This window comes from Janthinobacterium sp. LS2A, assembly GCF_036543145.1.
GTDB lineage: Bacteria > Pseudomonadota > Gammaproteobacteria > Burkholderiales > Burkholderiaceae_D > Janthinobacterium > Janthinobacterium aestuarii.
In genome coordinates, this window is the sequence record NZ_JAZHPB010000005.1 from 282,327 (window position 1) to 308,247 (window position 25,921).

Consider the following 25,921-nt stretch of genomic DNA (forward strand, 5'->3'; position numbering starts at 1 on the left):
CTTATTGACCTGATGCCCTATTCTGCGTCAGGCTGCTGCGACGGATGGGCGGCCGCAAACGCGGGCAGGCCGGCGCAATGCGCATGGATGCGCGCCACGCGCGGGTATGGCGCCAGGTCGATGGCGAAGCGCTGCGCATTGAATACCTGCGGCACCAGGCAGCAGTCGGCCATCGTCGGACTGTCGCCATGGCAGAACAGGCCCGTGCCGGCAGGGTCGCCCTGCGCCAGCAGCGCCTCCACGGCCGCCAGCCCCTCGGCCATCCAGTGGCGGTACCACTCCTGCTTGGCCTCGTCCGACAGCCCCAGGGTGTTTTTCAGGTATTTCAGCACGCGCAGATTCGTCAGCGGATGGGCATCGCAGGCGATCGCCAGCGCCAGCGCGCGCACCCTGGCGCGTCCCAGCGCGTCTGCCGGCAGCAGCGGCACGGCTGGGCGAGTCTCGTCGAGATACTCGAGCATCGCCAGCGACTGCGTCAGGATGGCGCCGTCGTCGTCGAGCGCCGGCACCAGGGCCGACGGGTTGACGGCGCGGTAGGCTGGCAGCAGCTGCTGGCCGCCATCCTGCAGCAAATGCACGGGGATGCTGTCGTAGGCGATGCCTTTGAGATTCAAGGCAATGCGCACCCGGTAGGCGGCCGAACTGCGGAAATAGGTGTACAGCTTCATGGGCCTCCCCTCAGGCGCGGCCGGCGTACAGGGCCACGGTCTGCTCGATGCTGCCGAAGATGCTGGCACCGGCCGCGTCGCGCATCTCGATGCGCACCGTGTCGCCGAACTTCAGATACGCCGTTTTCGGCGCGCCGTGCTCGATGGTTTCATACATGCGCACCTCGGCCAGGCAGCAGTAGCCGACGCCGCCGTTCTCGATGCTCGATCCAAACAGGTTGCCCTGCTTGTTCGACACGGTACCGGAACCGACGATGCTGCCGGCGCCCAGTTCGCGCGTCTTCGCCGCATGGGCGACCAGCTGGGCAAAATTGAAGGTCATGTCTTCGCCCGCATTCGGCTTGCCGAACGGTTTGTCGTTCAAGTCCACCAGCAACGGCAAATGCAGCTTGCTGTCCGCCCAGTCGGCACCCAGTTCGTCCGGCGTGACGGCGACGGGCGAAAACGCGCTGGCCGCCTTCGACTGGAAGAAACCGAAACCCTTGGCCAATTCGCCCGGGATCAGATTGCGCAAGGAGACGTCGTTGACCAGCATGACGAGGCGGATCGCTTTCGCCGCGTCGTCCACGCTGGCGCCCATGGCGACGTCGCCCGTAATCACCGCCACTTCCGCTTCTAGGTCGATGCCCCACTCTTCGGACAGGGCGAAGATCGGGTCGCGCGGGCCGATAAAGCTGTCGGAGCCGCCCTGGTACATCAGCGGGTCCGTGTAGAACGAGGCCGGCACTTCCGCGTGGCGCGCCTTGCGCACCAGTTCCACGTGGTTGATGTAGGCGGAACCGTCGGCCCACTGGTAGGCGCGCGGCAACGGCGAGTGGCACAGCGCCGCATCAAACGGCTGGGCGTCCGGCGCCTGGCCCGCGTTCAGGTCGGCGTAGGCCTGCTCCAGTTTCGGTGCGACGGCGTCCCAGTTATCGAGCGCGGCCTGCAAGGTGGGCGCAATGGCGGCCACGCGCTGGTACTGGCGCAGGTCGCGGCTGACGAGGATCAGGGCGCCGTCGCGGCTGCCGTTTTTCAGGGTTGCGAATTTCATGATGTTCCTTGTTCGGTGTTTCGGTGTAATTAGTCAGAGAGTGTCGGTCCGGTGCGCTCAGGCGTCGGCTGGCGCGTGCATCCAGGCGGCGTGCTTGGGCGCGCGGCGCGTCTGCGACCATTCTTCCAGCATTTCCCATTTGACGGCGTCCAGTTTGGCCATCATCTCCGGTGTGCCCACGTTGGCCGCCAGCTCCAGGCGGTGGCCGTTCGGGTCGAAGAAATAGATCGACTGGAAGATCGCGTGATTGACGGGACCGAGCACCTCGATGCCGCCGGCGACCAGGCGTTCCTTGGCGGCCAGCAGCTCCTCCATGCTGCCCACTTCCAGCGCCAGGTGCTGCACCCAGGCCGGGGTATTGCGGTCGCGGTCCATCGGCGGCTGCGTCGGCAGTTCAAAAAAGGCCAGCACATTGCCCTGGCCCGCATCGAGGAAGACATGCATGTACGGGTCCGGCGCCTTGGTCGACGGCACCAGGTCTTCGGCGATGGCGAGGACGAAATTCATGTTCAAATGCTTGACGTACCACTCGACGGTTTTCTTCGCGTCGATGCAGCGGTAGGCGACGTGGTGGATTTGCTTGATCTTCATGTGCTTGTCTCCAATGGATGGCGCCGTGGGCGCGTGGGCTGGCCTGTTTTTCAGCTTTTCACCATTAGAATCGAGTTACAGCTATCATACAAACAATTTTTAACCATTGATTTATCGGATTATCTTATGAGTCCCAGCCTGCGCCAAATGCGCGCCTTCGTGGCGCTGGCCAAGACCGGCAGTTTTACCCTGGCCGCCGAATACCTGCACGTGACGCAATCGGCCTTGAGCGGCTTGATCAAGGAACTGGAAAGCGTGCTGGGCGTGCGGGTGGTCGAGCGCAGCACGCGCAAGACGCAGCTGTCGGAAATCGGCCGCGAACTGTATCCGCTGTTTGAAAAGATGATCGAGGACCTCGACGGCGCCATGGCCGGCATCGCCCAGCGCAAGGCCCTGAAAACGGGCATGGTGCGCATCGCCGCGCCGCAAATGATGGCGTGCACCTTGCTGCCGGAAGTAATCGCCGCCTACCGCCAGGCGCACCCGGACGTGCAGCTGCGCCTCGTCGACTGCCCCGTGGAGAATGTCTCGGCACGCGTATTCAGCGGCGAAGTCGATTTCGGTATCGGCCCCGAACGCGATCCGACGGCGGAAATCGCCGCGCAGGCGCTGTTCGAGATGCCCTTCGTGCTGGTCTTCCCCGAACAGCACCCGCTGCAGCAAAAGGAAAGAGTCACCTGGGCCGACGTGGGCGACTACCCGTTCATCTCACTGCAGGGCCAGTTCACGGAACGCCTGCTGCGCGACATGCACGGCGCGTTTCGCGAGCTGTCGCTCAATCCCTATAACGAAGTGACCTTCATGACGACGGCATTGGCCATGGTCAGCGCCAACCTGGGCATCACGGTCTGCCTGCCGTACGCGGAACCGATGGTGAAACTATATCAATTGCACATGCGCGCCCTGCACGAGCCGGAACTGACGCGGCGCTTTTTCGTCTACACGAAGACGGGCCGTTCGCTGTCGCCGGCCGCCGAAAGCTTCATGGCCTTCCTGTTCCGCTTTGTCGAGACGCACGAGTGGAATGTGGGAGCTGGCAGCGGCGCGGCACGCGACGCCCTGCCCGCAGGCGGCCCGGCTGGCGCCGCTTTATAATGGCGCATCGCCCTTTGCCGCCTACGCCATGACCCAGCCTGCCCAGAATGACCTGTCCGCCATCGACGCCGCCACCATCGCCATCAACCAGCGCATGAACAAATTCGACGGCCATGCACAGGTCTGGCTGTTCGGCTATGGGTCGCTGATCTACAAGGCCGACTTCCCCTACATCGAACGCCGCCCCGCCAGCATCGCCGGCTGGACGCGGCGCTTCTGGCAAGGTTCGCATGACCACCGCGGCACGCCGATGGCGCCGGGCCGGGTCGCCACCATCGTGCCGCAGGCGGGCGCCATGTGCGACGGCATGGCTTATCTGATCACGCCCGAAGTCTTCGCCCACCTCGACCACCGCGAAAAGAACGGCTACCTGCGCCTGGCCACCGACATCACCTTCGAGGACGGCGGCAAGGTCGAAGGCCTCGTGTACATCGCCAACGAGGAAAACGCCGCCTTCCTGGGCGCCGCCCCGGAACTGGATATCGCTCGCCAGATCGCCCGATCAAACGGTCCCAGCGGCCCGAACAGCGAATACCTGCTGCATCTGGCCAGCGCCTTGCGCGAGCTGGGCAAGAGCGATCCGCATGTCTTTGCCATCGAGCAACATCTGGCGCAGATACAGGCACCTGCACAGGATAACGCTGCAGGATAGTGCTACACGTTAGGGCTACACGATAGCGCCGCAGCACCTCCGCCCCAGCCGCGGTAACGACGACTTAACTTGGCTTAACTTCTTAAAACAAATCCAGTTGTCCCGCATTGCCATTTTTCACTTTCGCGCCCAACGGCGGCACCACCAACGGGCGCCGGAACTGCGTGCAATCGAGCTGCTTGAAGCGGCCGCCCTTGCCATGCAGCCCCAGCCGGTGCACGGCCTTTTCAAAGCGCTGGCGGATGAGGTCGGCCCACACGCCTTCGCCCCGCATGCGCGCGCCGAACGCGCTGTCGTAATCCTTGCCGCCCCGCATTTCGCGCACCCGGTTCATCACGCGCTGGGCCCGTTCCGGGAAGTGTGCTTCCAGCCATTGCTGAAACAGCGGGCTCACTTCCCACGGCAGACGCAGCACCACGTAATGGGCGTGGATGGCGCCCGCGTCGCGCACGGCTTCGAGCAGCTGTTCGATTTCCGGCTCCGTCACGAACGGGATGATGGGCGCGATGCTCACGCCCACGGGAATACCGGCCTCCGTCAGCGTGCGGATGGTGCGCAGCCGCCGCGCCGGAGCAGCCGCGCGCGGTTCCAGGGTGCGCGCGATGGCGGGATCGAGCGTGGTGACAGTCACGGCCACGGCCGCCAGATGCCTGGCCGCCATGGGTGCCAGAATGTCGATATCGCGCTCGATCAGCGACGATTTCGTGATCAGCGCCACGGGATGGTCGCACTCCTGCAGCACTTCCAGCACGCGCCGCGTCAGCTGCCGTTCGCGTTCGCACGGCTGATACGCATCGGTATTGACGCCGAGGGCGATCGGTTCAGGCACATACGACGGCCTGGCCAGTTCGCGCCGCAAGAGTTCAGGAGCGTTCACTTTGGCGTAGATGCGGCTTTCGAAGTCCAGGCCCGGCGACAGGCCCAGATAGCTGTGCGTGGGACGGGCAAAGCAATAAATGCAGCCGTGTTCGCAACCGCGGTACGGGTTCAGCGAGACATTGAACGGCAAATCGGGCGAAGCGTTGCGCGTGAGGATGGTGCGCGCCTGCTCATCGCTGACCTGCGTCTTCCAGCCCGGCGCCCCCTCTTCCCCGGCCGCCTCATCCAGGCCGCCCACGCTCCAGCCATCGTCGAAACCGGCGCGCGCATGCACCTCGTAGCGCCCTTGCAGGTTCGAGACGGCCCCACGGCCCTTGTGAGCTTTCAGCGATTGCGGCGGCAGCATGGCTTGCCCGGCGAAGCTGTCATCGTGCTCTGGAATGATTGCTTTCATGAACGGCCCCATCAACTGTATATACGTACAGTATACTATGCCGCTGTCCGGCCAATATCAAGGGCTGCCATGGTGCTATTTCAAGCTTTTTCACCCTGCGGCATGACATAACTCAACTGCTGCGAGACAAAACCGTCAAATGCCGTGATCAGGGGAACGAAGCGGGCCGCGTCCTGCTCCAACTGCATCAAGGCATAGCACGTCGCTTCCAGGCTCGATAACTGGTCTGGCGCATGCGCCTTGCGGATCAGGTAATGGGAAGCGGGCGTATCGCGCAGTGGCAGGCGCGGCAGCTGTTGCAACGGGGGATTCATATATAGCATCTTGCGGCTCTTGCGCCAGGTGGCGTCCAGCACCACCAGCCGCAATTGGCTGGGATCAAGCAAGATGGCGGGGTCGAGCACTGGCGGCGGCGCGATGCCCAGCGAACGGTCGCCTGGCGTATCCGGGTACAGCAGCACATTGTGCTTGCCGGCCAGCAGCCCGGCGAGAACATCGGGGGCAAACTGCTCGCCTGTCAGCATGCGGCTGTTGGGCAGGCTCAGGTGCAGCAAGCGGGCGCTGCCCTTGGCATTGTGGACTTCCAGCGGATGCTGCAGGATCAGCACTTCCACCGCATGGGAAACGGGGGCGATCCAGCGGCAGATGCAGCTGGACACGGCGCGCAGGCAAGCCGGGCAGCGCGCCCGTTTGGCGGGTTCCGCCAGGGAGGACGATGCAGCGGTAGAGCTGGAGGCATGGCTCGAGGTATTACTGGACGGATGGCTGGAGGTACGGCGGGTGGTCATGGCGGAGCGCGTTCGCGGCTGTCTTCAAGCCGCGATTGTAGCGCCCACGCCATGCCAAAGGGAGTTTGCGCTTAAAACTCTTCCCACTCGTCGGCGCCGGATGCCACCGGTGCCTTCGGCGCGCGTGCATGCACGGCGTCCGCTTGCGCCGCCTTGCCCGGCGCGGGTGCCGCCACGGCTGGCGCCGGCGCGCGGTGCCTTGCGGGCTGGATGGTGGGCCTGGTGACAGGTCGCGTCGCAGGTCGCATGGCAGCTGGTGCGGATGCCGTCACGGACGGGCTGGCACTGGCCGACACATAGTGCTGCGTTGCATCGAGCTTGAACAGGCCCACCACGTCGGCCAGCTTGGCCGCCTGTTCCTGCATGGATTCGGCCGCCGCAGCCGCTTCTTCCACGAGGGCCGCGTTTTGCTGCGTCACCTGGTCCATCTGGCCGATGGCCTGGTTGACTTGTTCGATGCCGGTGCGCTGTTCATCGCTGGCGTCGGTGATCTGGTTCATGATCTGCGTCACATGGCTGATGCTTTGCACGATCTCGTCCATGGTGCGGCCCGCCTTGTCCACCAGTTGCGAACCTGCTTCGACCTTTTGCACGGAATCGTCGATCAAGCCCTTGATTTCCTTGGCCGCCGCGCTCGAGCGTTGCGCCAGGTTGCGCACCTCGGAAGCGACGACGGCAAAACCACGGCCCTGCTCGCCGGCCCGGGCCGCCTCCACGGCCGCGTTCAAGGCCAGGATATTCGTCTGGAAGGCGATGGCGTCGATGACGCTGATGATATCGACGATCTTGCGCGAGGAATCGTTGATCGAGCCCATGGTGCTGACCACTTCCGATACCACCACCCCGCCCTTGCTGGCGATCTGCGAGGCGTCGATGGCCAGCTGGTTGGCGCTGCGCGCATTGTCGGCGTTGAGTTTCACGGTGGAGGTCAGCTCTTCCATGGAAGACGCCGTTTCTTCCAGCGAACTGGCCTGCTCTTCCGTGCGCGACGACAAGTCCAGGTTGCCGGCGGCAATTTCGCTCGACGCCGTGCTGATCGATTCGGTGCCGGCGCGCACCTGGCCGACGATGCTCACCAGCTTGTCGTTCATGTTTTTCAGCGCGTGCATCAATTGCCCCGTTTCATCGCGGCTTTCCACGACGATATGACTGGTCAGGTCACCAGCGGACACGGCTTCCGCCACCTCGACGGCACGCGTGATGGGGCGCGTGATCGAGCGTGTAATCCAGTACGCGCAGGCGATGCCGAGCAAGATGGCGACCACGCCCAGCGAAATCAGCAGCAGACGGCCGCTTTCATAGCGCGAACGGATTTGCGCGGCTGATTCATCGAGCAACTTGGCTTCCAGCAGTTCCAGCTTCTTCAGCGACGCCAGGTAGATGTCGCGCTTGACACCCATGTCGCCTTCGTACAGGTGCTTGCCCAGTTCAAGATCGCCCGCATTCTTGGCCTTGAACACATTCTTGCGCACTTCCGTGTAGGCCTTACGCGTGCTCAGCACTTCCTGGTACAGCGCTTGCTCTTCAGCGTTCAGCTGGCTCTTGCCGATATCGTTCTGGATTTCCGTGGCGCGTGCGGACGAGACCGCCATTTCCTTTTCAAACTGTTTCTGGTGTTCAGGATCACTGACTTTCCAGGCGGCCGCCGTGCGCGCCGCGTTCACCTCGATGACCTTGGTCCATTCACCGATCAGGCGCTCGTTGCGCACCTTGACGTTGACGAGCGCATCGGTCTCCTTGCTGGCGCTTTGCATCTGCACGATGCCCACCACGGTCAAGGTCGTCAACAGAAGGAGGACGGCGGCAAAACCGCCACCAAGACGTACGCCGATTTTGAGGTTCTTCATTGCGTGATTCCAATCTGAAAAAACGATGCACAGACGCCACGAAACCGATTTACTGCTACGTATCAATATAGCAGGCATCTGCCGTGCGGCAATCACGAGAGGTGGCGCAACGTTATCCACGCCACCGGAATGGCAGCGCGCCGCAGCGCACTACTTTGGAGCAGATTGTGAGTGAATCAGAGTGGCATTGCAAGAAATAACATGCAGAAAAGCAACAACCAGAAGGTGGTATGCCGCCACGAACGGGCGGCAGGCAAGCAGTGTCAGTTTTGCTTCACGTAGATCAATTTTGACGTATCGAAACCCAGGCCACCGGCTTTCTCGATCAGGCGCTGCTGCAAGGCAGGGTCCATGGTTGGCGTGCGCGACAGCAACCAGAAGTAGGATTTGTCGGGGCCGCTGATCATGGAATAGCTGTAATTTTGCTGGTCGAGGTCGAAGACGATGTAGGAACCATAAAAGGGGCCGAAAAACGACACTTTCAGGTAGCCCACGTCTTTCTTGTCGACGAAATACGCCTTGCCTTCCGCGTCCTTCCAGACAGCGTCCGCATCCTTGTAGCCGCGGTTCAGTACTTTCAGGCCGCCATCCTGGCGCAGGCTGTAGTCGGCCGTCACATGGCTCAAGCCCCGTTCGAACGAGTGGTCGAGGCGCGCGATCTCATACCACTTTCCCAGATAGCGGGTCGTGTCGAAGTTGCTAACTGGCACAATATTCTCGGGCCGGCCCACGCAGCCGGCCAGCACAAGCACACACAGGAACAGCAGTTTTTTCATGTTTTTCTCCATCGGGTGAAATCAGGGTGGCAAGGTCAGGGTTGCAGCGCGCGATCGACGATGCGGCGGATCGCGCCATTGTTTTGCATGCGCACGATGGCGGCATTGAATTGTTCGATAAAGTCATCGCGATACGGGTAGGCGGCAGGCCGGCGCTCCGTAAAACCCAGGTGTCCCTGCTGGCTGGCCAGCTGCGCCGTTTCCTGAATCGCCTGCATCGGCGTGCCCGGCGGTTCCTCGCGCCGGATGCGCTGCAATTCCCACTGCGCCGACAGGCGGTCGCTGACATAGCAATCGATACGTCCACGCATCAGCTTGAGCAGATTCGTGCGCGTGCCCTTGGCCGTATCGAACACGATGTTGGCCGCTTGCACGGCTGCAGTCTGCTTTGCATCGCCCAGCAAGAAACCCGCGTTCACGCCGATGTGCAAGCCGCTGTAATCGGCGGGCCACTGCCGCAGCGTGCGTTTGGCCAGCACGTCCTGGTTGCACAGCACCACCAGCTGCTCCATCAGCAGCGGCACGGAATAGCGCACGTACGGCCGCTCGCTGCGCCATGAATACGGCGGATACAAGGCAAACGCCTCGCCCGTCTGCAGCATCAGCACGCCCCGCTTCCAGGGCACGGGACGCAGCTGCACCGCATACTGCGGCATTGATTGCACGGCTTCGCGCACGATCTCCGTATAGATGCCTTTCATCTGGCCGTTGTCGACGTAGGAGTATGGCGGATAATCGTCGTCGCCATAGATCACCAGCGGCGTCGGCCCCTCGGCCCGCGCGCCGGCAGCGATGAACAGGCACAGCGCGGCAGGCAGGATGAGCATTCTGGACATGCGCGAAGAGTAGCATGGAAGGGGAAAACGCCATCACCCGTTTGCGCTGTTCGTGCCCAGCATTTCGTCAAGCTGCGCCAGGGTGCTTGAATCCTTCACGACGGCGCGCAGCCACAGGTGCAGCGGCAGCTCGCCCCAGCTGGCGGCCTTCTCGGCCAAGTAGGCGACGGGGCTGTGCGGCTCCGTGCGGCGGAAAAAATCGGCCACCTGGCGCAGCTGGGCCAGCGCCTGCTGGCGCTGCACGATGGCGCCCCCGCCTCCGCTGGCGCCCTGGCCGGCGGCGGGCGGCGCGCCGGCAAAGTCCGCGCCAGGCGACAGCGGCGCGATGAAATGAATGGCGTTTTCCAGCGCTTCGCGCGCGACGCGAAAACTCGGACCATCGGCGCCGAAATGCGCATCGACGCTGCGCTCGAACGCCAGCAGCGACTGCATGCAGTATTGTGCATCGGCCAGCAAGCCGTCGGAAAATGCGCGCGAGTTCCTTTGCCGCGCCGCCTCCATCTGCGCCAGGGTCGCCCCTTCATCATGGCGCGTATCGCCCCAGCCCTGCTCCGCCGCGCCCTGCGCCAGGCTGGCGGCCGCGCGCTGGCGCGCCGTATCGAAATCCTGCAGCGAATACAGTCCGTTGGCGCCGTCGGTCAGCGGGATCTCGCGCAACAGCTGCGGCGTGCGCGACAGCAGCCAGAAGACATTGCCGATGCGCTGTTCCTGATCGCCCTCCTCCGCCGGCGGATACAGGCCATCCCAGTAACGCTCGCACAGGCCGGCCAGCAGCGCGTAGCCATCGCCCAGGCCACGGAAGTGGCGCGTTTTCGCGTGCGCCTCGGCCAGCCACACGGCCACGCGCAAATCCTTGCTGTGCGTGGCGATCAGCTGTTCGCAGCGCGTGGCCACGAACGGCCAGTCCGCCTCCTTCAACGCCGTCACCCACTCGCCCTGGTCCAGGCTCGGGTCATCGTGCTGGCGCGCGCGCGCGATGGCGTCGAGCTCCTGGCTGAAGGTGATGTCGCCGCCGCAGGGACTGACGGCGCTGACGGGATGCAGCAACTGCTCCAGATTGAACATGGCGCTCTCCGGAAAGTGGATTATCGGATCGTGTACTTGAACTGCCCCTGCTTGTTCGCGCTGATGCGTATCGACGCGACCGACTCGCCTTCGGCCATGCGCGCCAGCACCGCTTCGGCGATCGCCGGCAGCAGGCTGCCATTGAGGATCTGGTCGACATTGCGCGCGCCCGAATCGACCTCGGTGCAGCGCGCCAGCACGGCGTCGACCAGACCCGCGTCATGGCTGAACTGCGCCTGATGGTTGCGCGCGATGCGCTGCCCGATGCGCGCCAGCTTCAGGTGGATGATCTCGGCCAGCACCGCGTCGTTGAGGGGATAGAACGGCAGCACCTTCAGCCGTCCCAGCAAGGCTGGCTTGAAATGCGCGACCAGTTGCGGGCGCACCAGTTCTTCCAGCGCGGCCGGCGTGGGCATGTCCTGCGCGACCCGGTTCAGGCAGGCGGCCATCATGGCGCCCGAACCCAGGTTCGAGGTGGCGATGATGATGGTGTTGCGAAAATCGACTTCGCGCCCTTCCGCATCATCGAGCACGCCCTTGTCGAAGACCTGAAAGAACAGCTCCAGCACGTCGGGGTGCGCTTTTTCGGCTTCATCGAGCAGCACCACGCTGTAGGGCTGGCGCCGCACGGCTTCCGTCAGCACGCCGCCTTCGCCATAGCCGACATAGCCGGGCGGCGAGCCTTTCAGGCCGGCCACGCTGTGCGCTTCCTGGTATTCGCTCATGTTGATCGTAATGAGCTTGCGCTCGCCGCCATACAGCAGGTCGGCCAGCGCCAGCGCCGTTTCCGTCTTGCCCGTACCGGACGGCCCCGTGAACAGGAACACGGCTTGCGGCTTGTTCGGGTCGTCCAGGCTGGCGCGCGCCGTGCGCACGCGCTGTGCCACTGCTGCGATGACGTGGTCCTGCCCCAGCACCCGTTCGCGCAGCGCCCCGTCGAGGGTCAGCACCGTGCGGATCTCGTCCTTGAGCATTTTCCCCAGCGGGATGCCGGTCCAGCCGGCGACGATGCCGGCCACCACCTGCGCATCGACTTCCAGCGGCGACAGCGGCGCTTCTCCCTGCAGCGCCGCCAGTTCTTCCTTCAGCGCCAGCAGGCGCGCCGCGCCGACCTCGCCCGGCCGCTCGCCGCGCAGCTGCGCACGCAAGTCGCCGATCTGCGCCACCAGCGCCTTTTCGCGCTCCCAGCGCTGCGCCAGCGCCGCGATCTGCGTCTGTCCTTCTTCATGCTCGCGCCGCAGCTGCGTCAGGCGCGCGGCACCGGCTTTATCGGGCACTTCGCCATCGGCCGCCTCGCGGCTCAAGGCGTCGATTTCCGCGCCGATGCGTTCCTGGCGCCGGTGCGCGTTTTCCAGTTGCGCCGGCGTGGCGCACTGGCCCAGCGCCACCTTGGCGCAGGCCGTATCGAGCACGCTGATGGCCTTGTCGGGCAGCTGGCGCCCGCTGATGTAGCGGTGCGACAGGCGCACCGCCTCGACGATGGCGGCGTCGCGCACGCGGATGCCGAAATGGCGCTCCATCAGCGGTGCCATGGCGCGTAGCATGGCGCAGGCGATGTCCTCGCTCGGTTCTTCCACCTTCACCACCTGGAAGCGCCGCGCCAGCGCCGCATCCTTTTCAAAATATTTTTTGTACTCGCTCCAGGTGGTGGCGGCGATGGTGCGCAAGGCGCCGCGCGCCAGCGCCGGTTTCAGCAGATTGGCCGCGTCGTTCTGCCCCGCCTGGCCACCGGCGCCGATCATCGTGTGCGCCTCGTCGATGAAGAGGATGATCGGGTGCGGGCTTTTCGTCACCTCGTCGATGACGTTTTTCAAGCGGCTTTCAAACTCGCCCTTCACGCTGGCGCCGGCCTGCAGCAAACCCATGTCGAGCGCGTGGATGTGCGCGCCCTGCAGCACCTCGGGCACGTCGCCTGCAGCGATGCGCAAGGCCAGGCCTTCCACCACGGCCGTCTTGCCCACGCCCGCCTCGCCCGTGAGTATCGGATTGTTCTGGCGCCGGCGCAGCAGGATATCGACGGCCTGGCGTATCTCCGCCTCGCGGCCGATCACGGGATCAAGCTTGCCGTCGCGCGCCAGCTGCGTCAGGTCGGTGGTAAACTGGTCCAGCGCCGGGGTTTTGCTGGCCAGGGCCGCAACAGGATCATCACCTGTGTCGGCAAGCCGCGGCACTGCCGCGCTTTCCTCTTCACAGGAGCCGGCCGTCAGCTTGTCCGGATGGTGCTTTAATTGCTCCACGCTGAAGCGGGCGAACAGCTTCGAACCGCGGTATGCGAGCTGCGACAGTTCCGGCTCCGTCAGCAGCGCCAATAACAGGTGGCGGCTGCGGATGGGGCCTGGCTGCGCCGTATCGAGCGAAGCGATCAGCCAGGCATGCTCGAACAGCAAGGGCAGATGGGGAGAGAACACGGGCGTGCGCGCGCTGCCCGTCCTGAAGCCGCCGATCTCGCGGCGCAGGTCCGCTTCCAGCGCCGTCAGGCTGATTTCGCTGCGCCGCGCGATGGTGACGAAGTCGCTGCGCTCCTGCTCCAGCAACGCCAAAAACAGATGCTCGATATCGACTTCATATTGTCCCAGTCCCACGCAGATGGCGGCGGCACGCGTGGCGGCCGTGCGCGCCGTGTCATTGAGTTTGGCGATCAGGGTTTTCAGATTAGTGCTCATGCGGCGGCTCCCTTGCGGTTGATCGAATAACGCAGCGACGATGGCTGCAGCACGGCGTCGAAATTGACCGTCTCGCCGCCAGCCTTCACGGCCAGGGTGCCGCTGATGACGAAGCCGACCCGGTTGATGGCGCCCGCTTCGCGTTCCAGGCGGGCGCGCACATTGCGCAATCGCGGTTCGTGGCGTTCGATGGCGGCCTTCAGCGCGGCGCAGATGCGGGCGCGGTCATCGCTGCTGGACAAGCACATGCCGGCGAAATCGATCAGGCCATAGTTGACGATGGAGGCCGCGCATTCCGGATAGGCGTCGAGCGCGCCAGGCGGCAGGGCCACGCGCGTGTTGAGCAGTTCTTCCAGGTCGCGCGCCACCGCATCCTTCAATTGTTCCAGCGACAGGCGCACCGCCACGCCGCCCGCCGCCGCACCGCCATCGCCCATCAGGCGGTCGAACAGGCCAGGTACATAACTGTCCATGCGCTCTCCTGAAAAGTCGGCGCGGCGCGCGGGCGAAGGTAGCCGCCGCGCGCCGCGCACCATCGATCAAGCCACGCGGTTCGCGGCCAGGTCCCAGCCGCCCGAGGTATTGCCGCCGGCGCCGCCCGTCACTTTCTGCTGCGTGTATTTCCACTTCACTTTCGAGAACTTGAAGCCGACGTGTTCACCGAGGATGTCGCCCTCTTCCACGTTCGGCGTCACGGCGCCGATCAGCACATTCTCGATTTCAATTTCAAAGTACTTGACGCGCTCGCCCTGGCCGTCGGCGCGCATGAATTCGAAGCGCGCCTTGGGGATGGTCTTGCCGGCCGAGCAGGTCTGCAGCAGCACCGGCGAGGCCAGGTCGGCCAGCTTGGAGATGACGATATCCTTGTGCTCGCAGCGTTCGGCCGTGTGGCCGCCGCCCGTCGACGCGGTGGCGGACTTCGGCTGTTCGACGCTCCAGCTGACCGATTTGCACTCGATCCAGTCCTTGTGCTTGTCATCGGTGGACTCGCCCTTGATGCCGTCTATCTGCAGATATACATCGATTGCCATGGTGTGCTCCTGTGGTTGAAAGATGGGTGAATCAGGAATTGGTCGACTTCGGCAACTCCGCGACCAGTCGGAGCGAAACGGATAATTCATCGAGCTGGAAGTGCGGCCGCAGGAACGACACGGCGCGGTACACGCCGGGCCGGCCCGGCACTTCGTGCACCTGCACGGAAGCCTCGCGCAGCGGGAACTGCGCCTTCTGTTCCTGGCTGGCGTTATCGTCGAGCAGCACGTACTGCATCAGCCAGCGGTTCAAAAAATCTTCCACGTTGGAGGCGGCGGCAAAGCTGCCGATCTTGTCGCGCATCATGGCTTTCATGTAATGGGCGATGCGCGAGACGGCGAAGATGTACTGCAGCTGCGACGACAGCACCGCGTTCGCATTGGCCGCATCGCTGTTGTACTTGCGGCTTTTCTGCGCCGACTGTGCGCCGAAAAACGCCGCATATGCCGTGTTCTTGCAGTGCACCAGCGAGATGAAGCCCAGGTCCGACAATTCCTTTTCACGGCGGTCGGTGATCGCCACTTCGGCCGGGCATTTCAAGGCCACGTCGCCCTCGTCCGTCTTGAAGGTGTGGGTCGGCAGGTCGTCCACCAGGCCGCCGCCCTCCACGCCGCGGATGGCGGCGCACCAGCCGTAGTCGGCAAAGGCGCTTGTCAGCTTGCAGCCGAACGCATATGCGGCGTTACACCACAGGTATTTGTGATGGTCGCTGCCGTCGACTTCCTCGACAAAATTAAAACCTTCGACCGTGGTGCCATCGACGGGATTGAAGGGCAGCCGGCCCAGGAAGCGGGGCAAGGTCAGGCCGACGTAGCGCGCGTCTTCCGATTCGCGGAAGGCTTTCCATTTCGCGTATTCGATGGTGTCGAACACCTTGGCCAGGTCGCGCGGCTTGCCCAGGTCACCGTAGCTTTCCAGGCCAAACAGTTCCGGCGCGGCCGAGGCGATGAACGGCGCATGCGCGGCGGCCGCGACGTGCGACATCTGCTCGACGAAATAGATGTCTTCCGGCTGGCGCGAAATGGCGAAGTCGCCCAGCAGCGCGGCGAATGGCGCACCGCCGAAGGTGCCGAATTCCTCTTCATACACCTTCTTGAACATGCTGCTCTGGTCGAACTCCAGCGCGGCCTGGAAATCCTTCACCAGTTCGCGCTTGGTGGCGTTGAACATGCGGATCTGCAAACGCGTGCCCGTATCGGAATTGCCGACCAGGTAGCGCAGCCCCGTCCAGCTTTGTTCGAGCTGCTGGAACGGCGCCGCGTGCATGATTTCGCTGAGCTGGGCCGAGATCAGGCGGTCGATCTCCGCCACGCGCCCGTCCAGCGTCGCCGACAGGCTGCTGGACATCAGCACCGTGCCATCGAGCACCTGCGCCACCAGCTCGGAGATCAGGTCACGCGCGCGCGCATGTTCGGCGCCGGACTTGGCGACGCGGCTTTGCTCGACGATCTGGTCCAGCAAGTCGGTGGCGGCCGGCGCATTGGCGGCCGATACTGCAAGGGCTTCTGCCTGGGCGCTCATCTCAATCCTCCTGCGCTGGGAACTGCGGTTTCAGGGCGGCCAGGCTGTCCGTGTTGTTCAGCACTTCCGTCAGCAAGTCTTCCAGCTTGTCGTTGCCAGCCAGCTTGTTGCGCAGGTCGGCCAGCTTGGTGCGCGCTTCGAGCAGCTTGCGCAAGGGGTCGACCTGGCGCACCACCGATTCGGGGCGAAAGTCATCCATCGAGCGGAAATGCAGGTCGACGGCGAACGTGCCGCCCGCGTCGCTGAGGCGGTTCGGCACGGCGAAACGGGCCACCGGCTCCACGCCGGCCAGCACTTCATCGAAGTTGTCGCGGTCGATGGAAACGAACTTGCGGTCCTTCAGGCGTTTTTTCTCGCTGTCCGGATTACCGCCAAAGTCGCCCAGCACGCCGACCACGAAGGGCAGCTCCTTGTTTTCAATCGCGTCGCCAATCTCGACGTCGTAGGTCATTTGCACGCGCGGCGCGCGTATCTTCTGCAGGCGTTTTTGCACGCTATCGGACTTGGGCATGTCGCTTCCTTTGCAAGGGGATGGTGGGGATGCTCGCTTATTTCAGGCCGCTGAACGGGTCGGCCGTGCTGCCTGGCGCCGCCGCGCCCTTCGCCGCCGGCGAGCCGGAGCCGGATGTGGCTGCGCGCTTGCCGGCCGCTGGCGGGCGCTTGGCCGGCGGCACCAGCACGTCTTCGCCGATGCTCGCGCGCAGCAGCTTGGCCAGGTCCTGCGCTTCCGAACGCAGCGAGCCATTCAGATTGTTTTGCCGCGACAGGTCGGCCAGTGCCTTGCCGGACAGGCGCAAGCCGCTGACGGCGACAATGCTGTTGGCCACCTTGTCGTCCGGGTCGCGCTCCAGCGCTTCGAGCGCATGGCCAATGGCATCGCCGTACTGGCCGCGGTCGAACTTCATCTGCGCCATTTGCAGCCACGGCGCCTTGTCAGCCGGGTAGCTGACCCCGCCGCGCTGAAGCAGGGTCATGGCGCGTTCGTACTGGCCGGCGCGCGCGGCCGCATCGGCCTCGCTCATCACTTGCGCCAGGGTCGGCGCGGCAGGTTTTTGGGGCGCCGGCTGGTCTGGCGTGGCACAGGCGGCCAGCAGCAAGGCGCTGGCGAGGCAGGCAATACGGGGCAAGATGCTGACTGGCTTCATCGGGCACTCCTTCACGTGGAGGACGCTACCACTGGGAACAATGGGCGGCGCCTTGGTGGAGACTATTATTGATCGGCAATTTTTTGCCAAATTGAGATTAATCAGCAAAGAAGAAGTTCCACATCACAGCCGCGTACAGCGCCATGAATCCTGATCTGGCGCAGTAATTGTCTTGATCGCAGGCCGATCTTGCGCCAACGCAAGCAGGCCGCCAGTGCATGCGTTTAAATGACTGCAACACTTTTATTTCCACCCTTCAATTTACAAAGGTCGCCCATGCCACCTGACGCCCTGGTCCGCCCAGCCCGCGCCACCGCGCTACTGCTGATGGCCTTGCTGCTGGCCGGCTGTGCGGGCGGCGCCATCGGTACACTGGCCAACGCGGCGCTGCAAATGGCCGGCGTGGCCAAGCCGCCGCCGGAACTGCCCGACGCGCAAAAGCCGCCGCGCAATGTCAGCATCCGCCTGCGTGCGGCGCAGCGTCTCAACACCGATGCCGACGGCCGGCCGCTGGCGCTGGTGGCGCGCATCTACAAGCTGCGCCAGAGCGCCGCCTTCGAACAGGCGCCGTACGACAGCTTCCTCGACACGCAGCGCGAAAAGGCCGCGCTGGGCGCCGACCTGATGGAAGTGAAGGAAGTGCTGCTGGTGCCGGGCCAGCGCTACGAAGTACAGGAAAAAGTCAGCAAGGAAGCGTATTTCATCGGCGTAGTGGCCCTGTTCCGCGCGCCGGCAGCGCAGCGCTGGCGCGCCACCTTTGCCGCCGCCGATGCGGAACGCGGCGGCATCACCGTCGGCCTGCACGCCTGCGCGCTCAGCATCAGCGGGGTAGCCGCGCTGTCGGCCCCGCGCTGCCAGTAACACGAACAGACACGCCACACATTCAAGGAGAACCGAGATGGGCATGGCAGCGAAAGTCTTGTGGGGAGAAGGCCTGTTCCTGCGGCCGCAGCATTTCCAGCGCCAGGATCAATATCACGAAGCGCGCCTGCATCACACGGCCAGCGCGCTGCATCCCTACCTGTGGGGCGTGGCGCACATGGCGTGGGACCTGGCGGCGCTGAAGACGGGCAGCCTGCGCCTGCAAGCGCTGTCGGCGATCTTCCGCGACGGCGAAGTGTTCGAATCGCTGGGCGACGGTGCGCCGGGCAGCGATACCCTGCCCCCGCCCGTGGACCTGGAAGCGCTGCCGCCGGCCGTGCAGGAAGTGACGTATTACGCGGCGCTGCCCATACTCAACCGCGAAGGCATGAATTACACGGTGCAGGCAGCAACGGCAGGCACGCCGGCCAGCACCCGCTTTGCGCACGCCATGCGCGCCACGCCCGACCTGTTTACGGAGTCCGCCGTGGCCGACGTGGCCTACCTGAAGAAAACCGTGCGCCTGATTCCCGACAGCGAAGCGCGCGGCTCCTACGACTGCCTGCCGCTGATCGCCCTGCGGCGCACGGTGTCGGGCGGCTTCGAACCCGTGCCCTCGTTCATGGCGCCCAGCCTGGCGATCGCCGGCGCGCCGCGCCTGCAGGGCGTGCTGGAACACCTGCTCGACGCCTTGCAGGCGAAAGTGAGCGCGCTGCACGGCCACCACCGCGAACCGAGCCGCAACGTGATCGAGTTCCGCTCGGGCGACGTGTCCTCGTTCTGGCTGCTGCACACGGTCAGCACGGCCGCCGCCGCCCTGATGCACTATGTGCGCCATCCGGCCCTGCATCCGGAGCGCCTGTACGAGGCGCTGCTGGGCCTGGCGGGCGGCCTGCTCAGCTACTCCAAGCATTACACCCTGGCCAGCCTGCCCGCCTACGACCACGCGCAGCCGGGCGCCTGTTTCGACGCCATCGACGCGATCATCCGCGAACTGCTCGACACCGTCATCTCGTCGAAGTATTTTTCCATCGCCCTGCTCGAGGACAAGCCGTCGTACTACCTGGGCAAGCTCGATTCGGACAAGATCGACCAGCACACCACCTTGTACCTGGCGATTCGCGCCGCCATGCCCGCCATCGAACTGGTGGACGTGGTGCCGCTGCGCGTGAAAGTGGGCGCGCCCGACGACGTGGAAAAATGCGTGCTCACAGCCATGCCCGGCCTGAAGCTGTCGCATGCGCCGCAAGTGCCGGCCGCCATTCCCGTGCGCCCCGACACCTATTATTTTGCGATTGAAAACCGCGGCGTCCTGTATGAGCAGATGCTCAAGGCGCAGTCGATTTCCGTCTATGTGCCGGCCGGCATACGCGACCTGCAGCTGGAACTGATCGCGGTGACGGCATGAGCCAGCTCATCGAACGGCGCGCAGCACCCTCCCTGCTGGGACAACGCGGTTCCGCCCCCGGCGGCACGGCCAGCCGGCATGCCGGCAGCACCCTGCTGGATCTGATGCACGAAGGCTTTTATATGCTGTTCATGCTGAAGCACGGTTCGGCGCCCGGCGACGAACAAAGCTTCATGGACCGCATCACGGCCTTCCTCGACGACTTCGAGCGCGAAGCGAAAAAAATCCGCGCCGATGGCGACGATATCGAGGCGGCCAAGTATGCGTTCTGCGCGGCCGTCGATGAAATCATCCTGGCCTCGCCGTTCGCCCTGCGCAAACAGTGGGAGCGGCGCCCGCTGCAGCTGCTGATCTTTGGCGACCAGCTCGCCGGCGAACACTTCTTCGACCGCCTCGACGCCTTGCGCGGCAAGGGCGCCATGCGCGTGCAGGCGCTGCAGGTCTTCCACATGTGTTTATTACTGGGATTCCAGGGCAAGTATGCGATCGACGGCGGCGAAAAACTCAGCTACCTGACAGCGCGCCTGGGCGACGAGATCGCCCACATCAAGGGCAAGAGCCGTGGCTTCGCGCCGCGCGCGGATCGCCCCGACCAGGTGGTCAACAAGCGTGGCAGCGACGTGCCGCTGTGGGCGCTGTCGAGCTTTTTCGCCCTGCTGGCCATCTGCGCCTACCTGGGCCTGAAAACGCATCTGACGCGCGGCACGCAAACGACCCTGGCCGCGTATGCGGACCTGGTCAAGCTGGCGCCACGCCCAGCACACCTGACCATCACCCTGCCCTGAACACCTCACAAAACCTACTGCGCGTCGGTATGGGCGGCCTGCGATGCTCACCGTGCTCTGGCACGGTTGCGCTTCTCGACCGCCTCTCCCTTCCGCTCGCTACGGTTTTGTGAGGTGTCAACCCAATCTACTGCGCGATCCTGAACTCGATGCGCCGGTTTCTCGCCCGGCCATCGGCCGTGGCGTTGCTGGCCACGGGGCGGTCCGGTCCCTGGCCCGACACCAGCACGGAATCGGCCACGATGCCCTTGCTGGCCAGGTAGGCGCGCACGGCTTCGGCGCGCGCTTGGCTCAGCGCCACGTTGCTGGCGCGCAGGCCCGTGTCGTCCGTGTGGCCGATCACCTCGACCTTGCGTCCGCGCAGCTTGAGCATGACGGCCGCCATCTCGTCGAGGATGGCCAGGCCTGCCGGCGTGATGGTGGCCTTGCCGCTGTCGAATTCGATGATGCGTTTATCGAGCGCCGCATCGAGCAAGCCCTGCTCGGCCTCGGCCGCCTTGACCCGCAAGCCGTTGTTGACGATGTAGGTGGGATTGAGGCTGGTGGCGATGTCGCTGGCGATCTGCTGGCGCTGCGCCTCGTTCGCCACTTCGCCGCGCACGCTGACGTTGTTGCCGTCGACGGTGATCTGCCCCCGTGAAATGAGCTTCAGGTTCGGCGCGATCAGCTTGTGCACGTAGGCGTTCCAGTTGGCCGGCACGGCCACGTTGCCGATGGCGATCTGGTCGACCACGCGCTCGGTGCCGTACAGTTCGCGCAGGCGGGCCAGCACGGCCGCCTTGGCCGCCTCGTCGGCCAGGGTACCCGTGGCGAGGATCTGCCCCGGCATCGGCGTCTGGGGCGCTTGCGCTTGCGCGCGGCAGGGAACTGCCGCGGCAAGCAGCAGGAAAATGGCATACGATTTCATCGCGGTCCTTCAGGCAAAGGTGTCGGCAAACATGGCGCAGGCCGAGCGCAGCGACAGCTGCTCCTGCTGCAGGCAGACGGAAAACTGGCGCAGCGCAGCGTCGTGTCCCAGCTGCTCCTCGACCCAGTCCAGCTGGTCGAACACGATCAGCCGTTCGCTGCCGGCCTGCGGGTCGATCAGCGCGCGCAAGCCATCCGGGTCGGCGCCGCAAAAGCCGATCACCAGCACGGGCGCCTCGTCGAGGTGGGAAAAGAACAGCGCCAGTTCGAAATCGGCCTGGCGCAGGAAGGGTGCAATCAAATGCAGCCAGAAGCTGGCCACCACGTCGCGCAGCTGCGCGTCCTGCGGCAGCGGCAGCACCAGGCTTTTCTCCAGGCGCGGCAAGCCGCTCTGGAGCACCGGCCGCAGCAGCAGGCCCAGGCCCAGCAGCAATTCGCGCACCGTCACGGGGAACGCGGGCGACGCCAGCATCGTTTGCAGGCCATGCACGGTCTGCGCCTGCAGGAAGTCAGCCAGCCGCTCCGCATGGCACGCTGCGGCCGGTTCGACTTCGACCACGTTGCCGGCCAGCGCCAGCAGGGCCGGCCCCGGTTCGGCGCTGGCCACGATGCCTTGCGACAGCTGCTCCACCCGCTGCCACAGGGGCGCGAGCGCGAGCGGGCTGCAAGCGACAAAGGCCTCGGCGTCATCGACTTCGAGCGCGCCCATGGCCATGAAGGGAAAGCGCCGCAGCGACTGGTCGTTGCTCGCTTCCAGGCGCCCGGCGATGGCGCGCCGGCTGCGCGTGCCGACGAAGGCAAAACGCAGCGGCGGCAAGGCGTCGTAATTGAGCTTCCAGCGCGGTTCCACCGTCAGCGCGATCATGACCTGCGCCAGCCAGTCGTCGAGCAGCTGCACCAGCGCGTGATTGTCGCAAGCCTTGATGAAATCGCCGCGCGCGGGGATCTTGCCAAAATAGCCGAGGCGCACCTGCTGCGCCACGCGCATCATGGCGCCACCCCGGTCGCCGCAACTGCGGCCATGACCGGCGCGGGAACGCCCGGCATGCCGACGATCGTCTCGGGCAACTGCATGCCGCGAAAGCCCTGATCCTGCACCGCCGTGGCAGATCCGGCGCCTGTCGTCTCGGCGCTGCTGGTGATCTTCAGGTCGACCGCCACGGCCACCTCACCGCGCGCCCAGCGCAGTTCGAACACGCCGCCATCCTTGCGCTTCTTGGCCGCCGCGTCGATCATGCGCTTCAAGCCGAATTGCCCCGGTTCGTTGAACAGTTCCACCGTGCGCCCGTCGAACGTGACTGCCGTGATGCGCGCGCCTTGCTGGCCCGCCGCGCCTTGCGGCCCCGGATGGACCATGTTGGTCCACTGCGCCGGGGTATTGCGATAGCGCAGCTGCTGGCCGTCGATCTCCACCGTATATTCCAGGGTGCCGGGCGCGGGCGACGGCTGGATCTGGAACACGGTTTGCGCCGCCGTCGACGTGGCCGCCACGCCGCCCGCGCCCAGCGGCGCAATCCAGCCGGGGAAGCGCGCCACCACCTGCGGCGCCAGGCTGATACCCATGTCGGCCCAGGTGCGCGGCGCCAGCACGTCGCCGCGCCGCACCACCAGGGGCCCCATGGACGTCGTGACGAATTTCGCCACCAGGCCTTCGGGGCCGAAGAACTGGCCGATCTCCAGGTTGCTCGCCTCGATGCGCGCCGTGGGCGCAAACGGATATTTGTTGGCCAGCGATTTCTGGAACGGTTCGTACACCTGCGCCGCCCAGGTCTTGTTGATATCGAGTTCGGCCGGCGCGACGATGACGGCGAAGGTCTGCATCAGCGGGCGCACGAGGATGGGGCGTATCGCCTGCTTCTGCGCGTCGCTCATCCCCGTGAGCACCTGCTCGTCGACCAGCTTCAGGGCGTCGGCCAACTCGGAACCGCTGCCCTCCAGGGTCTGCTGCATGAACTGGCGCGCGCCCGGCCCCGCGTCGCCCTGGTTCTTCAGCTGGTTCAGGCGGCTGCGCAGTTTCGACAGCGCTTCCAGGTAGGCGCGCATCAGCGAGGCATTGTTGTCCCTGGCCGCCACCAGTTTGCCCACGCCGGCAAATTCGCGCCCCACGGGACCCATCGGTTTATCCAGGCGAGCCGGATCGAGCTGCGCATTCATGCCGGGGTTGGTCGTCAGCTGCGATGGCGCGCGGCGCAGCACGGTTTCCTTGAACCAGGCGATGATGCCCCGCTCGGCCTTGCGCAGTTGCGCATTTTGCAGCGCCGGATTGTCCCACGAGGTTTCCTCGTAAATGGTCGTCAGCAGCTTGGCGATCGGCGACGACTGCGGATCGCCCAGGCGGTTCATCGCCTGCACGGCGCCGTCAAAACCTTTCAGGTCGGCGACGGCCACGCCCTGCACGAATTTTTGCCACTCGCGCGCGTAATCGGCCTTGTACATGGCCACCAGATTTTTCTCGATCTGCTCCGGACTGCCTTCCAGGGTCAGGTCGTCGGTGGAGGCACTTTTCAGCACCCAGTCGGCGCTTTGCAGTTCGCGGTTGGCGGCGTCGCGAAACGCGCCCTCGACGAACTTTTCCCAGGCCTGGCGCGTAAAGGCGCCGGAGACGGCATAGCTGCCCGCCAGCAGGGCCTGATCCTGCTCGCCGACGATGCGCGCCACCGTCATGCCGGGAAAGCGCGTCGAGGCGCGCGCCTTGACGTCGGCATACACGCGCTCGCGCGCCGGCATGCCGCGCACCACGCGGCGCAGGTTTTCGCGCGTCTGGTCGACCAGCGCCAGCTTCTGTTCGATGCGCGGCCAGGACGGGTCGCCGATCTGCGCCAGGTAGAACGTCAGCAGCCGTTCGGCGCTGCGTATCATCTGCTCGCGCGGCATGGCGCCCCGGTTGCCCTCCAGCCAGCCGCGCCAGAAGCGCGTCATCTGGTCGTTCAGGTGGCTGCTTTCCGCATGCGTTTTATCGGCCAGCATCAGATAGGTTTTCAGCGCGTTGTAAGCGTCTTCCACATTCGTCGCGCTGGCCGCCTGGTACTGGACATTGCGCGGCGCGGCGGAAGGCGTTGCGGGTGCGGCGGCCGGCGTCTGCGGCGTGCGCGCCGTGGGCTGCAGCTGGTCGGCGCTGGCGTTCATCTCGAACAGCAAGGCTTCCAGCGCGCCCGCCACGGGGGCCAGCATGACCTGGCGCGCACCGGCAAAATACTCCTCGCGCAGCTTGCGTTCAAGTAACTCCCCCTGGTACAGGCCCAGGCGCAAGGACCACGGCCGTTGCGTGCGGTACGCGTCCAGCTGCTCGATGCGGTCCTGCAAGATCTCGAGCGCTTCCAGGCGCGACTGCAAGTCCAGGCGCCGCTCCTGCAGCTTGACCACTTTATTTAAATCGGCCTCGACATTGGCCACCAGTTGCCGGTTGCCCAGGTAGGACCAGCTCCAGCCACCGAGGCAGGCGCCCAGCGACACCGTGGCGGCAAAGAACACGGCATATTTGAAGCGCAGCTTGGCGCGGTTGGCATAGTTGGCCACCAGATGCTTGTCGGCAAAAATCACCTTGCGGAACAGCTCCAGCAGGAAATAGCCATGCTGGCGCGCGCCGGACGGCGCTGCGGCCGGAGCCGGCGCGAAGGCCAGGTCGAAGCGGCGCGCCACCTGCTGCGAGGAAGCGCTGACGGGCTCGCCTTCCTGCAGCGCGCTGGTGAAATAAAAGCCGCGGAACACGGGCTGGAACTGGAACGGGTTTTCCTCGAACAGGGTGGCGATGAAGGCACGCAAGGCCGGCTTGATGGCGGCGAACTCGAGCGGAAAGGTGAATACGCCGGGCGCCATCGTCTTGCGTTGCCGGTGCGCCATGTTGGCCAGGCTCAGCTCCGTCAAGCCATCGTGCAATTCATCGAAACTCTGGTCAAAAAACGCCAGCAAGTCGGCCGTGGGCAACTTGCGCTGGTAGGGCATGGTGGCGCCCCAGACGCGCTCGCGTTCGCTGCGCTCGGCATCGGCGAAAAACTCCGTGAAGCCGGCGATCAGGTCCGCCTTGGTAAACACGATGTACAGGGGCGCAAACACTTCCAGCCGTTCGATGACGTCCTGCACGCGCTTGCGCAGGCTGCGCGCCAGTTGCATGCCGACATCAGGATCGCCGCCCAGCTCGGCGATGCTGACGGCGATGAGGATGCCGTTGATGGGCGCCTTGCGCCGGTATTTTTTCAGCAGGTCGAGAAAGCCGAACCACTCGCCGCGGTGCTCGTCGACGACGGAGTAGCGCCCCGCCGTGTCGAGCACGATGCCGTCCGTCGTAAAAAACCAGTCGCAATTGCGCGTGCCGCCCACGCCTTGCACGATCTTGCCGTCAGCGAAGGGGAACTGCAGGCCAGAATGCAGGATGGCGCTGCTCTTGCCGGCGGCAGGATTGCCGATGATCATGTACCACGGCAATTCGTACAGGGCGGCGGCGCCCGACTTGAGGCCCAGCTTGGATGTCTTGATGGTCTCGATGGCGGCCAGCATGCCCGAGCGCACGGCGCCGAGTTCGCCCTGCTGCGTGCTGCCGGCCGTGGAGGCCGAGGCCGCCTGCGCGGCGGCGATCTCGGCCTCGTTGAGGATGGCCTGGCCCAGCGCCTGGGCATCGCGCCGTGCACGGCGCCGGCGCCACAGCCACACGCCCAGCCAGGTGGCAAAAGCCAGCAGCAGCAAGACCAGGGCCCATATCAGCGCCACTTCCAGCACCTCGGCGCCCAGGTACAGGAACACGGCCAGCGCCACGAAGCCGAGGATGGTCAGTTGGCGGCTGTCGGTGAGGAAATGCCAGAGTCGTCGCAGCATGATAAGCCCAGGGTGAGGTCGCAAAGCAAGGCGGATTCGGCCCATGCTGACAGCAATGGGGCGCGCCTTTGTTGACATACGACAAGTATCTGGCGCCAGCGCGCGGCAGGCACTGGCAGGCCATTGACGCTGCGCAATCAAGCTTGCAGCAGTGAAATTCGGGGCCG

23 protein-coding genes are annotated in these 25,921 nt (G+C 64.9%); 5 read left to right on the forward strand and 18 right to left on the reverse strand.

From position 1 onward, the window contains the following. Positions 1-17 precede the first annotated feature (17 nt). Genes maiA through V3C40_RS16650 form a run of 3 tightly spaced genes read right to left on the reverse strand, consistent with a single transcriptional unit; the run spans position 18 to position 2,292 of the window. On the reverse strand, positions 18-668 hold the full coding sequence (maiA, locus tag V3C40_RS16640; RefSeq protein ID WP_034750094.1) for a maleylacetoacetate isomerase: 651 nt from the start codon (positions 666-668) through the stop codon (positions 18-20). A 10-nt stretch (positions 669-678) separates the two neighbouring features. Next, positions 679-1,701, reverse strand: a complete 1,023-nt coding sequence (locus tag V3C40_RS16645; RefSeq protein WP_331778003.1) for a fumarylacetoacetate hydrolase family protein — start codon at positions 1,699-1,701, stop codon at positions 679-681. Between the two features lie 57 nt (positions 1,702-1,758). Further along, positions 1,759-2,292 (reverse strand): VOC family protein, encoded by a 534-nt coding sequence (locus V3C40_RS16650; protein WP_092710160.1) that lies wholly within the window; start codon positions 2,290-2,292, stop codon positions 1,759-1,761. 126 nt (positions 2,293-2,418) lie between these two features. Here V3C40_RS16650 and V3C40_RS16655 point away from each other — a divergent pair, with 126 nt between their 5' ends. Further along, entirely contained in the window at positions 2,419-3,387 is a 969-nt protein-coding gene (locus V3C40_RS16655; protein WP_034750103.1) for a LysR family transcriptional regulator, read from the forward strand. Between the two features lie 28 nt (positions 3,388-3,415). Next, positions 3,416-4,039: a gamma-glutamylcyclotransferase gene (locus tag V3C40_RS16660; RefSeq protein WP_442907274.1), complete on the forward strand. Its 624-nt coding sequence runs from the start codon at positions 3,416-3,418 to the stop codon at positions 4,037-4,039. Positions 4,040-4,121: 82 nt separating this feature from the next. Here V3C40_RS16660 and V3C40_RS16665 read toward each other — a convergent pair whose 3' ends face one another. From V3C40_RS16665 to V3C40_RS16720, 12 genes are all read right to left on the reverse strand, one after another. Then, positions 4,122-5,312, reverse strand: a complete 1,191-nt coding sequence (locus tag V3C40_RS16665) for a PA0069 family radical SAM protein (RefSeq protein ID WP_419177875.1) — start codon at positions 5,310-5,312, stop codon at positions 4,122-4,124. A gap of 80 nt (positions 5,313-5,392) precedes the next feature. After that, positions 5,393-6,100 carry a tRNA-uridine aminocarboxypropyltransferase gene (locus V3C40_RS16670; RefSeq protein WP_331778004.1) on the reverse strand — a complete coding sequence of 236 codons (708 nt, stop codon included), beginning with the start codon at positions 6,098-6,100 and terminating at the stop codon, positions 5,393-5,395. Between the two features lie 71 nt (positions 6,101-6,171). Beyond that, complete coding sequence (locus tag V3C40_RS16675; protein ID WP_331778005.1) at positions 6,172-7,947, reverse strand: methyl-accepting chemotaxis protein; 1,776 nt, start codon at positions 7,945-7,947, stop codon at positions 6,172-6,174. A 263-nt stretch (positions 7,948-8,210) separates the two neighbouring features. Further along, positions 8,211-8,723 carry a lipocalin family protein gene (locus V3C40_RS16680; RefSeq protein ID WP_034750114.1) on the reverse strand — a complete coding sequence of 171 codons (513 nt, stop codon included), beginning with the start codon at positions 8,721-8,723 and terminating at the stop codon, positions 8,211-8,213. 35 nt (positions 8,724-8,758) lie between these two features. Beyond that, positions 8,759-9,559, reverse strand: coding sequence for a substrate-binding periplasmic protein (locus V3C40_RS16685; protein WP_331778006.1), 801 nt, complete (start codon positions 9,557-9,559; stop codon positions 8,759-8,761). A 33-nt stretch (positions 9,560-9,592) separates the two neighbouring features. Next, on the reverse strand, positions 9,593-10,624 hold the full coding sequence (gene tssA, locus V3C40_RS16690; RefSeq protein ID WP_331778007.1) for a type VI secretion system protein TssA: 1,032 nt from the start codon (positions 10,622-10,624) through the stop codon (positions 9,593-9,595). A 20-nt stretch (positions 10,625-10,644) separates the two neighbouring features. Further along, on the reverse strand, positions 10,645-13,287 hold the full coding sequence (tssH, locus tag V3C40_RS16695; protein WP_331778008.1) for a type VI secretion system ATPase TssH: 2,643 nt from the start codon (positions 13,285-13,287) through the stop codon (positions 10,645-10,647). Next, positions 13,284-13,760: a type VI secretion system baseplate subunit TssE gene (gene tssE, locus V3C40_RS16700; RefSeq protein ID WP_072452677.1), complete on the reverse strand. Its 477-nt coding sequence runs from the start codon at positions 13,758-13,760 to the stop codon at positions 13,284-13,286. The genes tssH and tssE overlap by 4 nt, the downstream gene beginning before the upstream one ends. Positions 13,761-13,826: 66 nt before the next feature. Next, positions 13,827-14,318, reverse strand: a complete 492-nt coding sequence (locus tag V3C40_RS16705) for an Hcp family type VI secretion system effector (RefSeq protein WP_034750126.1) — start codon at positions 14,316-14,318, stop codon at positions 13,827-13,829. A 31-nt stretch (positions 14,319-14,349) separates the two neighbouring features. Beyond that, entirely contained in the window at positions 14,350-15,840 is a 1,491-nt protein-coding gene (gene tssC, locus V3C40_RS16710; RefSeq protein WP_072452675.1) for a type VI secretion system contractile sheath large subunit, read from the reverse strand. A gap of 1 nt (position 15,841) precedes the next feature. Continuing rightward, positions 15,842-16,351: a type VI secretion system contractile sheath small subunit gene (gene tssB / locus V3C40_RS16715; protein ID WP_034750131.1), complete on the reverse strand. Its 510-nt coding sequence runs from the start codon at positions 16,349-16,351 to the stop codon at positions 15,842-15,844. 37 nt (positions 16,352-16,388) lie between these two features. Further along, positions 16,389-16,985, reverse strand: a complete 597-nt coding sequence (locus V3C40_RS16720) for a tetratricopeptide repeat protein (RefSeq protein ID WP_331778009.1) — start codon at positions 16,983-16,985, stop codon at positions 16,389-16,391. Between the two features lie 276 nt (positions 16,986-17,261). Here V3C40_RS16720 and tssJ point away from each other — a divergent pair, with 276 nt between their 5' ends. Genes tssJ through icmH form a run of 3 tightly spaced genes read left to right on the forward strand, consistent with a single transcriptional unit; the run spans position 17,262 to position 20,039 of the window. Beyond that, the gene (gene tssJ / locus V3C40_RS16725) at positions 17,262-17,846 is read left to right on the forward strand and encodes a type VI secretion system lipoprotein TssJ (protein WP_331778010.1); all 585 of its coding nucleotides are present in this window, start codon (positions 17,262-17,264) and stop codon (positions 17,844-17,846) included. A 37-nt stretch (positions 17,847-17,883) separates the two neighbouring features. Continuing rightward, positions 17,884-19,254, forward strand: a complete 1,371-nt coding sequence (gene tssK, locus V3C40_RS16730; protein WP_331778011.1) for a type VI secretion system baseplate subunit TssK — start codon at positions 17,884-17,886, stop codon at positions 19,252-19,254. Next, a complete protein-coding gene (gene icmH / locus V3C40_RS16735) occupies positions 19,251-20,039 on the forward strand; it encodes a type IVB secretion system protein IcmH/DotU (protein WP_331778012.1) in 789 nt (262 codons plus the stop codon). The genes tssK and icmH overlap by 4 nt, the downstream gene beginning before the upstream one ends. A 127-nt stretch (positions 20,040-20,166) precedes the next feature. On the opposite strand, the gene V3C40_RS16740 is transcribed toward icmH, so the two are convergent. Genes V3C40_RS16740 through tssM form a run of 3 tightly spaced genes read right to left on the reverse strand, consistent with a single transcriptional unit; the run spans position 20,167 to position 25,754 of the window. Next, complete coding sequence (locus tag V3C40_RS16740) at positions 20,167-20,946, reverse strand: OmpA family protein (RefSeq protein WP_331778013.1); 780 nt, start codon at positions 20,944-20,946, stop codon at positions 20,167-20,169. A gap of 9 nt (positions 20,947-20,955) precedes the next feature. Continuing rightward, positions 20,956-21,936: a type VI secretion system-associated protein TagF gene (gene tagF, locus V3C40_RS16745; protein ID WP_331778014.1), complete on the reverse strand. Its 981-nt coding sequence runs from the start codon at positions 21,934-21,936 to the stop codon at positions 20,956-20,958. Then, positions 21,933-25,754, reverse strand: a complete 3,822-nt coding sequence (gene tssM, locus V3C40_RS16750; RefSeq protein ID WP_331778015.1) for a type VI secretion system membrane subunit TssM — start codon at positions 25,752-25,754, stop codon at positions 21,933-21,935. The genes tagF and tssM overlap by 4 nt, the downstream gene beginning before the upstream one ends. Positions 25,755-25,921: the final 167 nt, after the last annotated feature.

Bases quoted from the DNA above. Each gene is read 5' to 3' on its own strand.
- V3C40_RS16645 (WP_331778003.1), bottom strand. From the start codon at position 1,701: ATGAAATTCGCAACCCTGAAAAACGGCAGCCGCGACGGCGCCCTGATC.
- V3C40_RS16675 (WP_331778005.1), bottom strand. From the start codon at position 7,947: ATGAAGAACCTCAAAATCGGCGTACGTCTTGGTGGCGGTTTTGCCGCC.
- V3C40_RS16665 (WP_419177875.1), bottom strand. From the start codon at position 5,312: ATGAAAGCAATCATTCCAGAGCACGATGACAGCTTCGCCGGGCAAGCC.
- tagF (WP_331778014.1), bottom strand. From the start codon at position 21,936: ATGATGCGCGTGGCGCAGCAGGTGCGCCTCGGCTATTTTGGCAAGATC.
- V3C40_RS16670 (WP_331778004.1), bottom strand. From the start codon at position 6,100: ATGACCACCCGCCGTACCTCCAGCCATCCGTCCAGTAATACCTCGAGC.
- V3C40_RS16685 (WP_331778006.1), bottom strand. From the start codon at position 9,559: ATGTCCAGAATGCTCATCCTGCCTGCCGCGCTGTGCCTGTTCATCGCT.
- tssM (WP_331778015.1), bottom strand. From the start codon at position 25,754: ATGCTGCGACGACTCTGGCATTTCCTCACCGACAGCCGCCAACTGACC.
- tssK (WP_331778011.1), top strand. From the start codon at position 17,884: ATGGGCATGGCAGCGAAAGTCTTGTGGGGAGAAGGCCTGTTCCTGCGG.
- V3C40_RS16650 (WP_092710160.1), bottom strand. From the start codon at position 2,292: ATGAAGATCAAGCAAATCCACCACGTCGCCTACCGCTGCATCGACGCG.
- tssJ (WP_331778010.1), top strand. From the start codon at position 17,262: ATGCCACCTGACGCCCTGGTCCGCCCAGCCCGCGCCACCGCGCTACTG.
- tssA (WP_331778007.1), bottom strand. From the start codon at position 10,624: ATGTTCAATCTGGAGCAGTTGCTGCATCCCGTCAGCGCCGTCAGTCCC.
- tssH (WP_331778008.1), bottom strand. From the start codon at position 13,287: ATGAGCACTAATCTGAAAACCCTGATCGCCAAACTCAATGACACGGCG.
- V3C40_RS16680 (WP_034750114.1), bottom strand. From the start codon at position 8,723: ATGAAAAAACTGCTGTTCCTGTGTGTGCTTGTGCTGGCCGGCTGCGTG.
- V3C40_RS16720 (WP_331778009.1), bottom strand. From the start codon at position 16,985: ATGAAGCCAGTCAGCATCTTGCCCCGTATTGCCTGCCTCGCCAGCGCC.
- icmH (WP_331778012.1), top strand. From the start codon at position 19,251: ATGAGCCAGCTCATCGAACGGCGCGCAGCACCCTCCCTGCTGGGACAA.
- V3C40_RS16740 (WP_331778013.1), bottom strand. From the start codon at position 20,946: ATGAAATCGTATGCCATTTTCCTGCTGCTTGCCGCGGCAGTTCCCTGC.
- tssB (WP_034750131.1), bottom strand. From the start codon at position 16,351: ATGCCCAAGTCCGATAGCGTGCAAAAACGCCTGCAGAAGATACGCGCG.
- V3C40_RS16655 (WP_034750103.1), top strand. From the start codon at position 2,419: ATGAGTCCCAGCCTGCGCCAAATGCGCGCCTTCGTGGCGCTGGCCAAG.
- tssC (WP_072452675.1), bottom strand. From the start codon at position 15,840: ATGAGCGCCCAGGCAGAAGCCCTTGCAGTATCGGCCGCCAATGCGCCG.
- maiA (WP_034750094.1), bottom strand. From the start codon at position 668: ATGAAGCTGTACACCTATTTCCGCAGTTCGGCCGCCTACCGGGTGCGC.
- V3C40_RS16660 (WP_442907274.1), top strand. From the start codon at position 3,416: ATGACCCAGCCTGCCCAGAATGACCTGTCCGCCATCGACGCCGCCACC.
- V3C40_RS16705 (WP_034750126.1), bottom strand. From the start codon at position 14,318: ATGGCAATCGATGTATATCTGCAGATAGACGGCATCAAGGGCGAGTCC.
- tssE (WP_072452677.1), bottom strand. From the start codon at position 13,760: ATGGACAGTTATGTACCTGGCCTGTTCGACCGCCTGATGGGCGATGGC.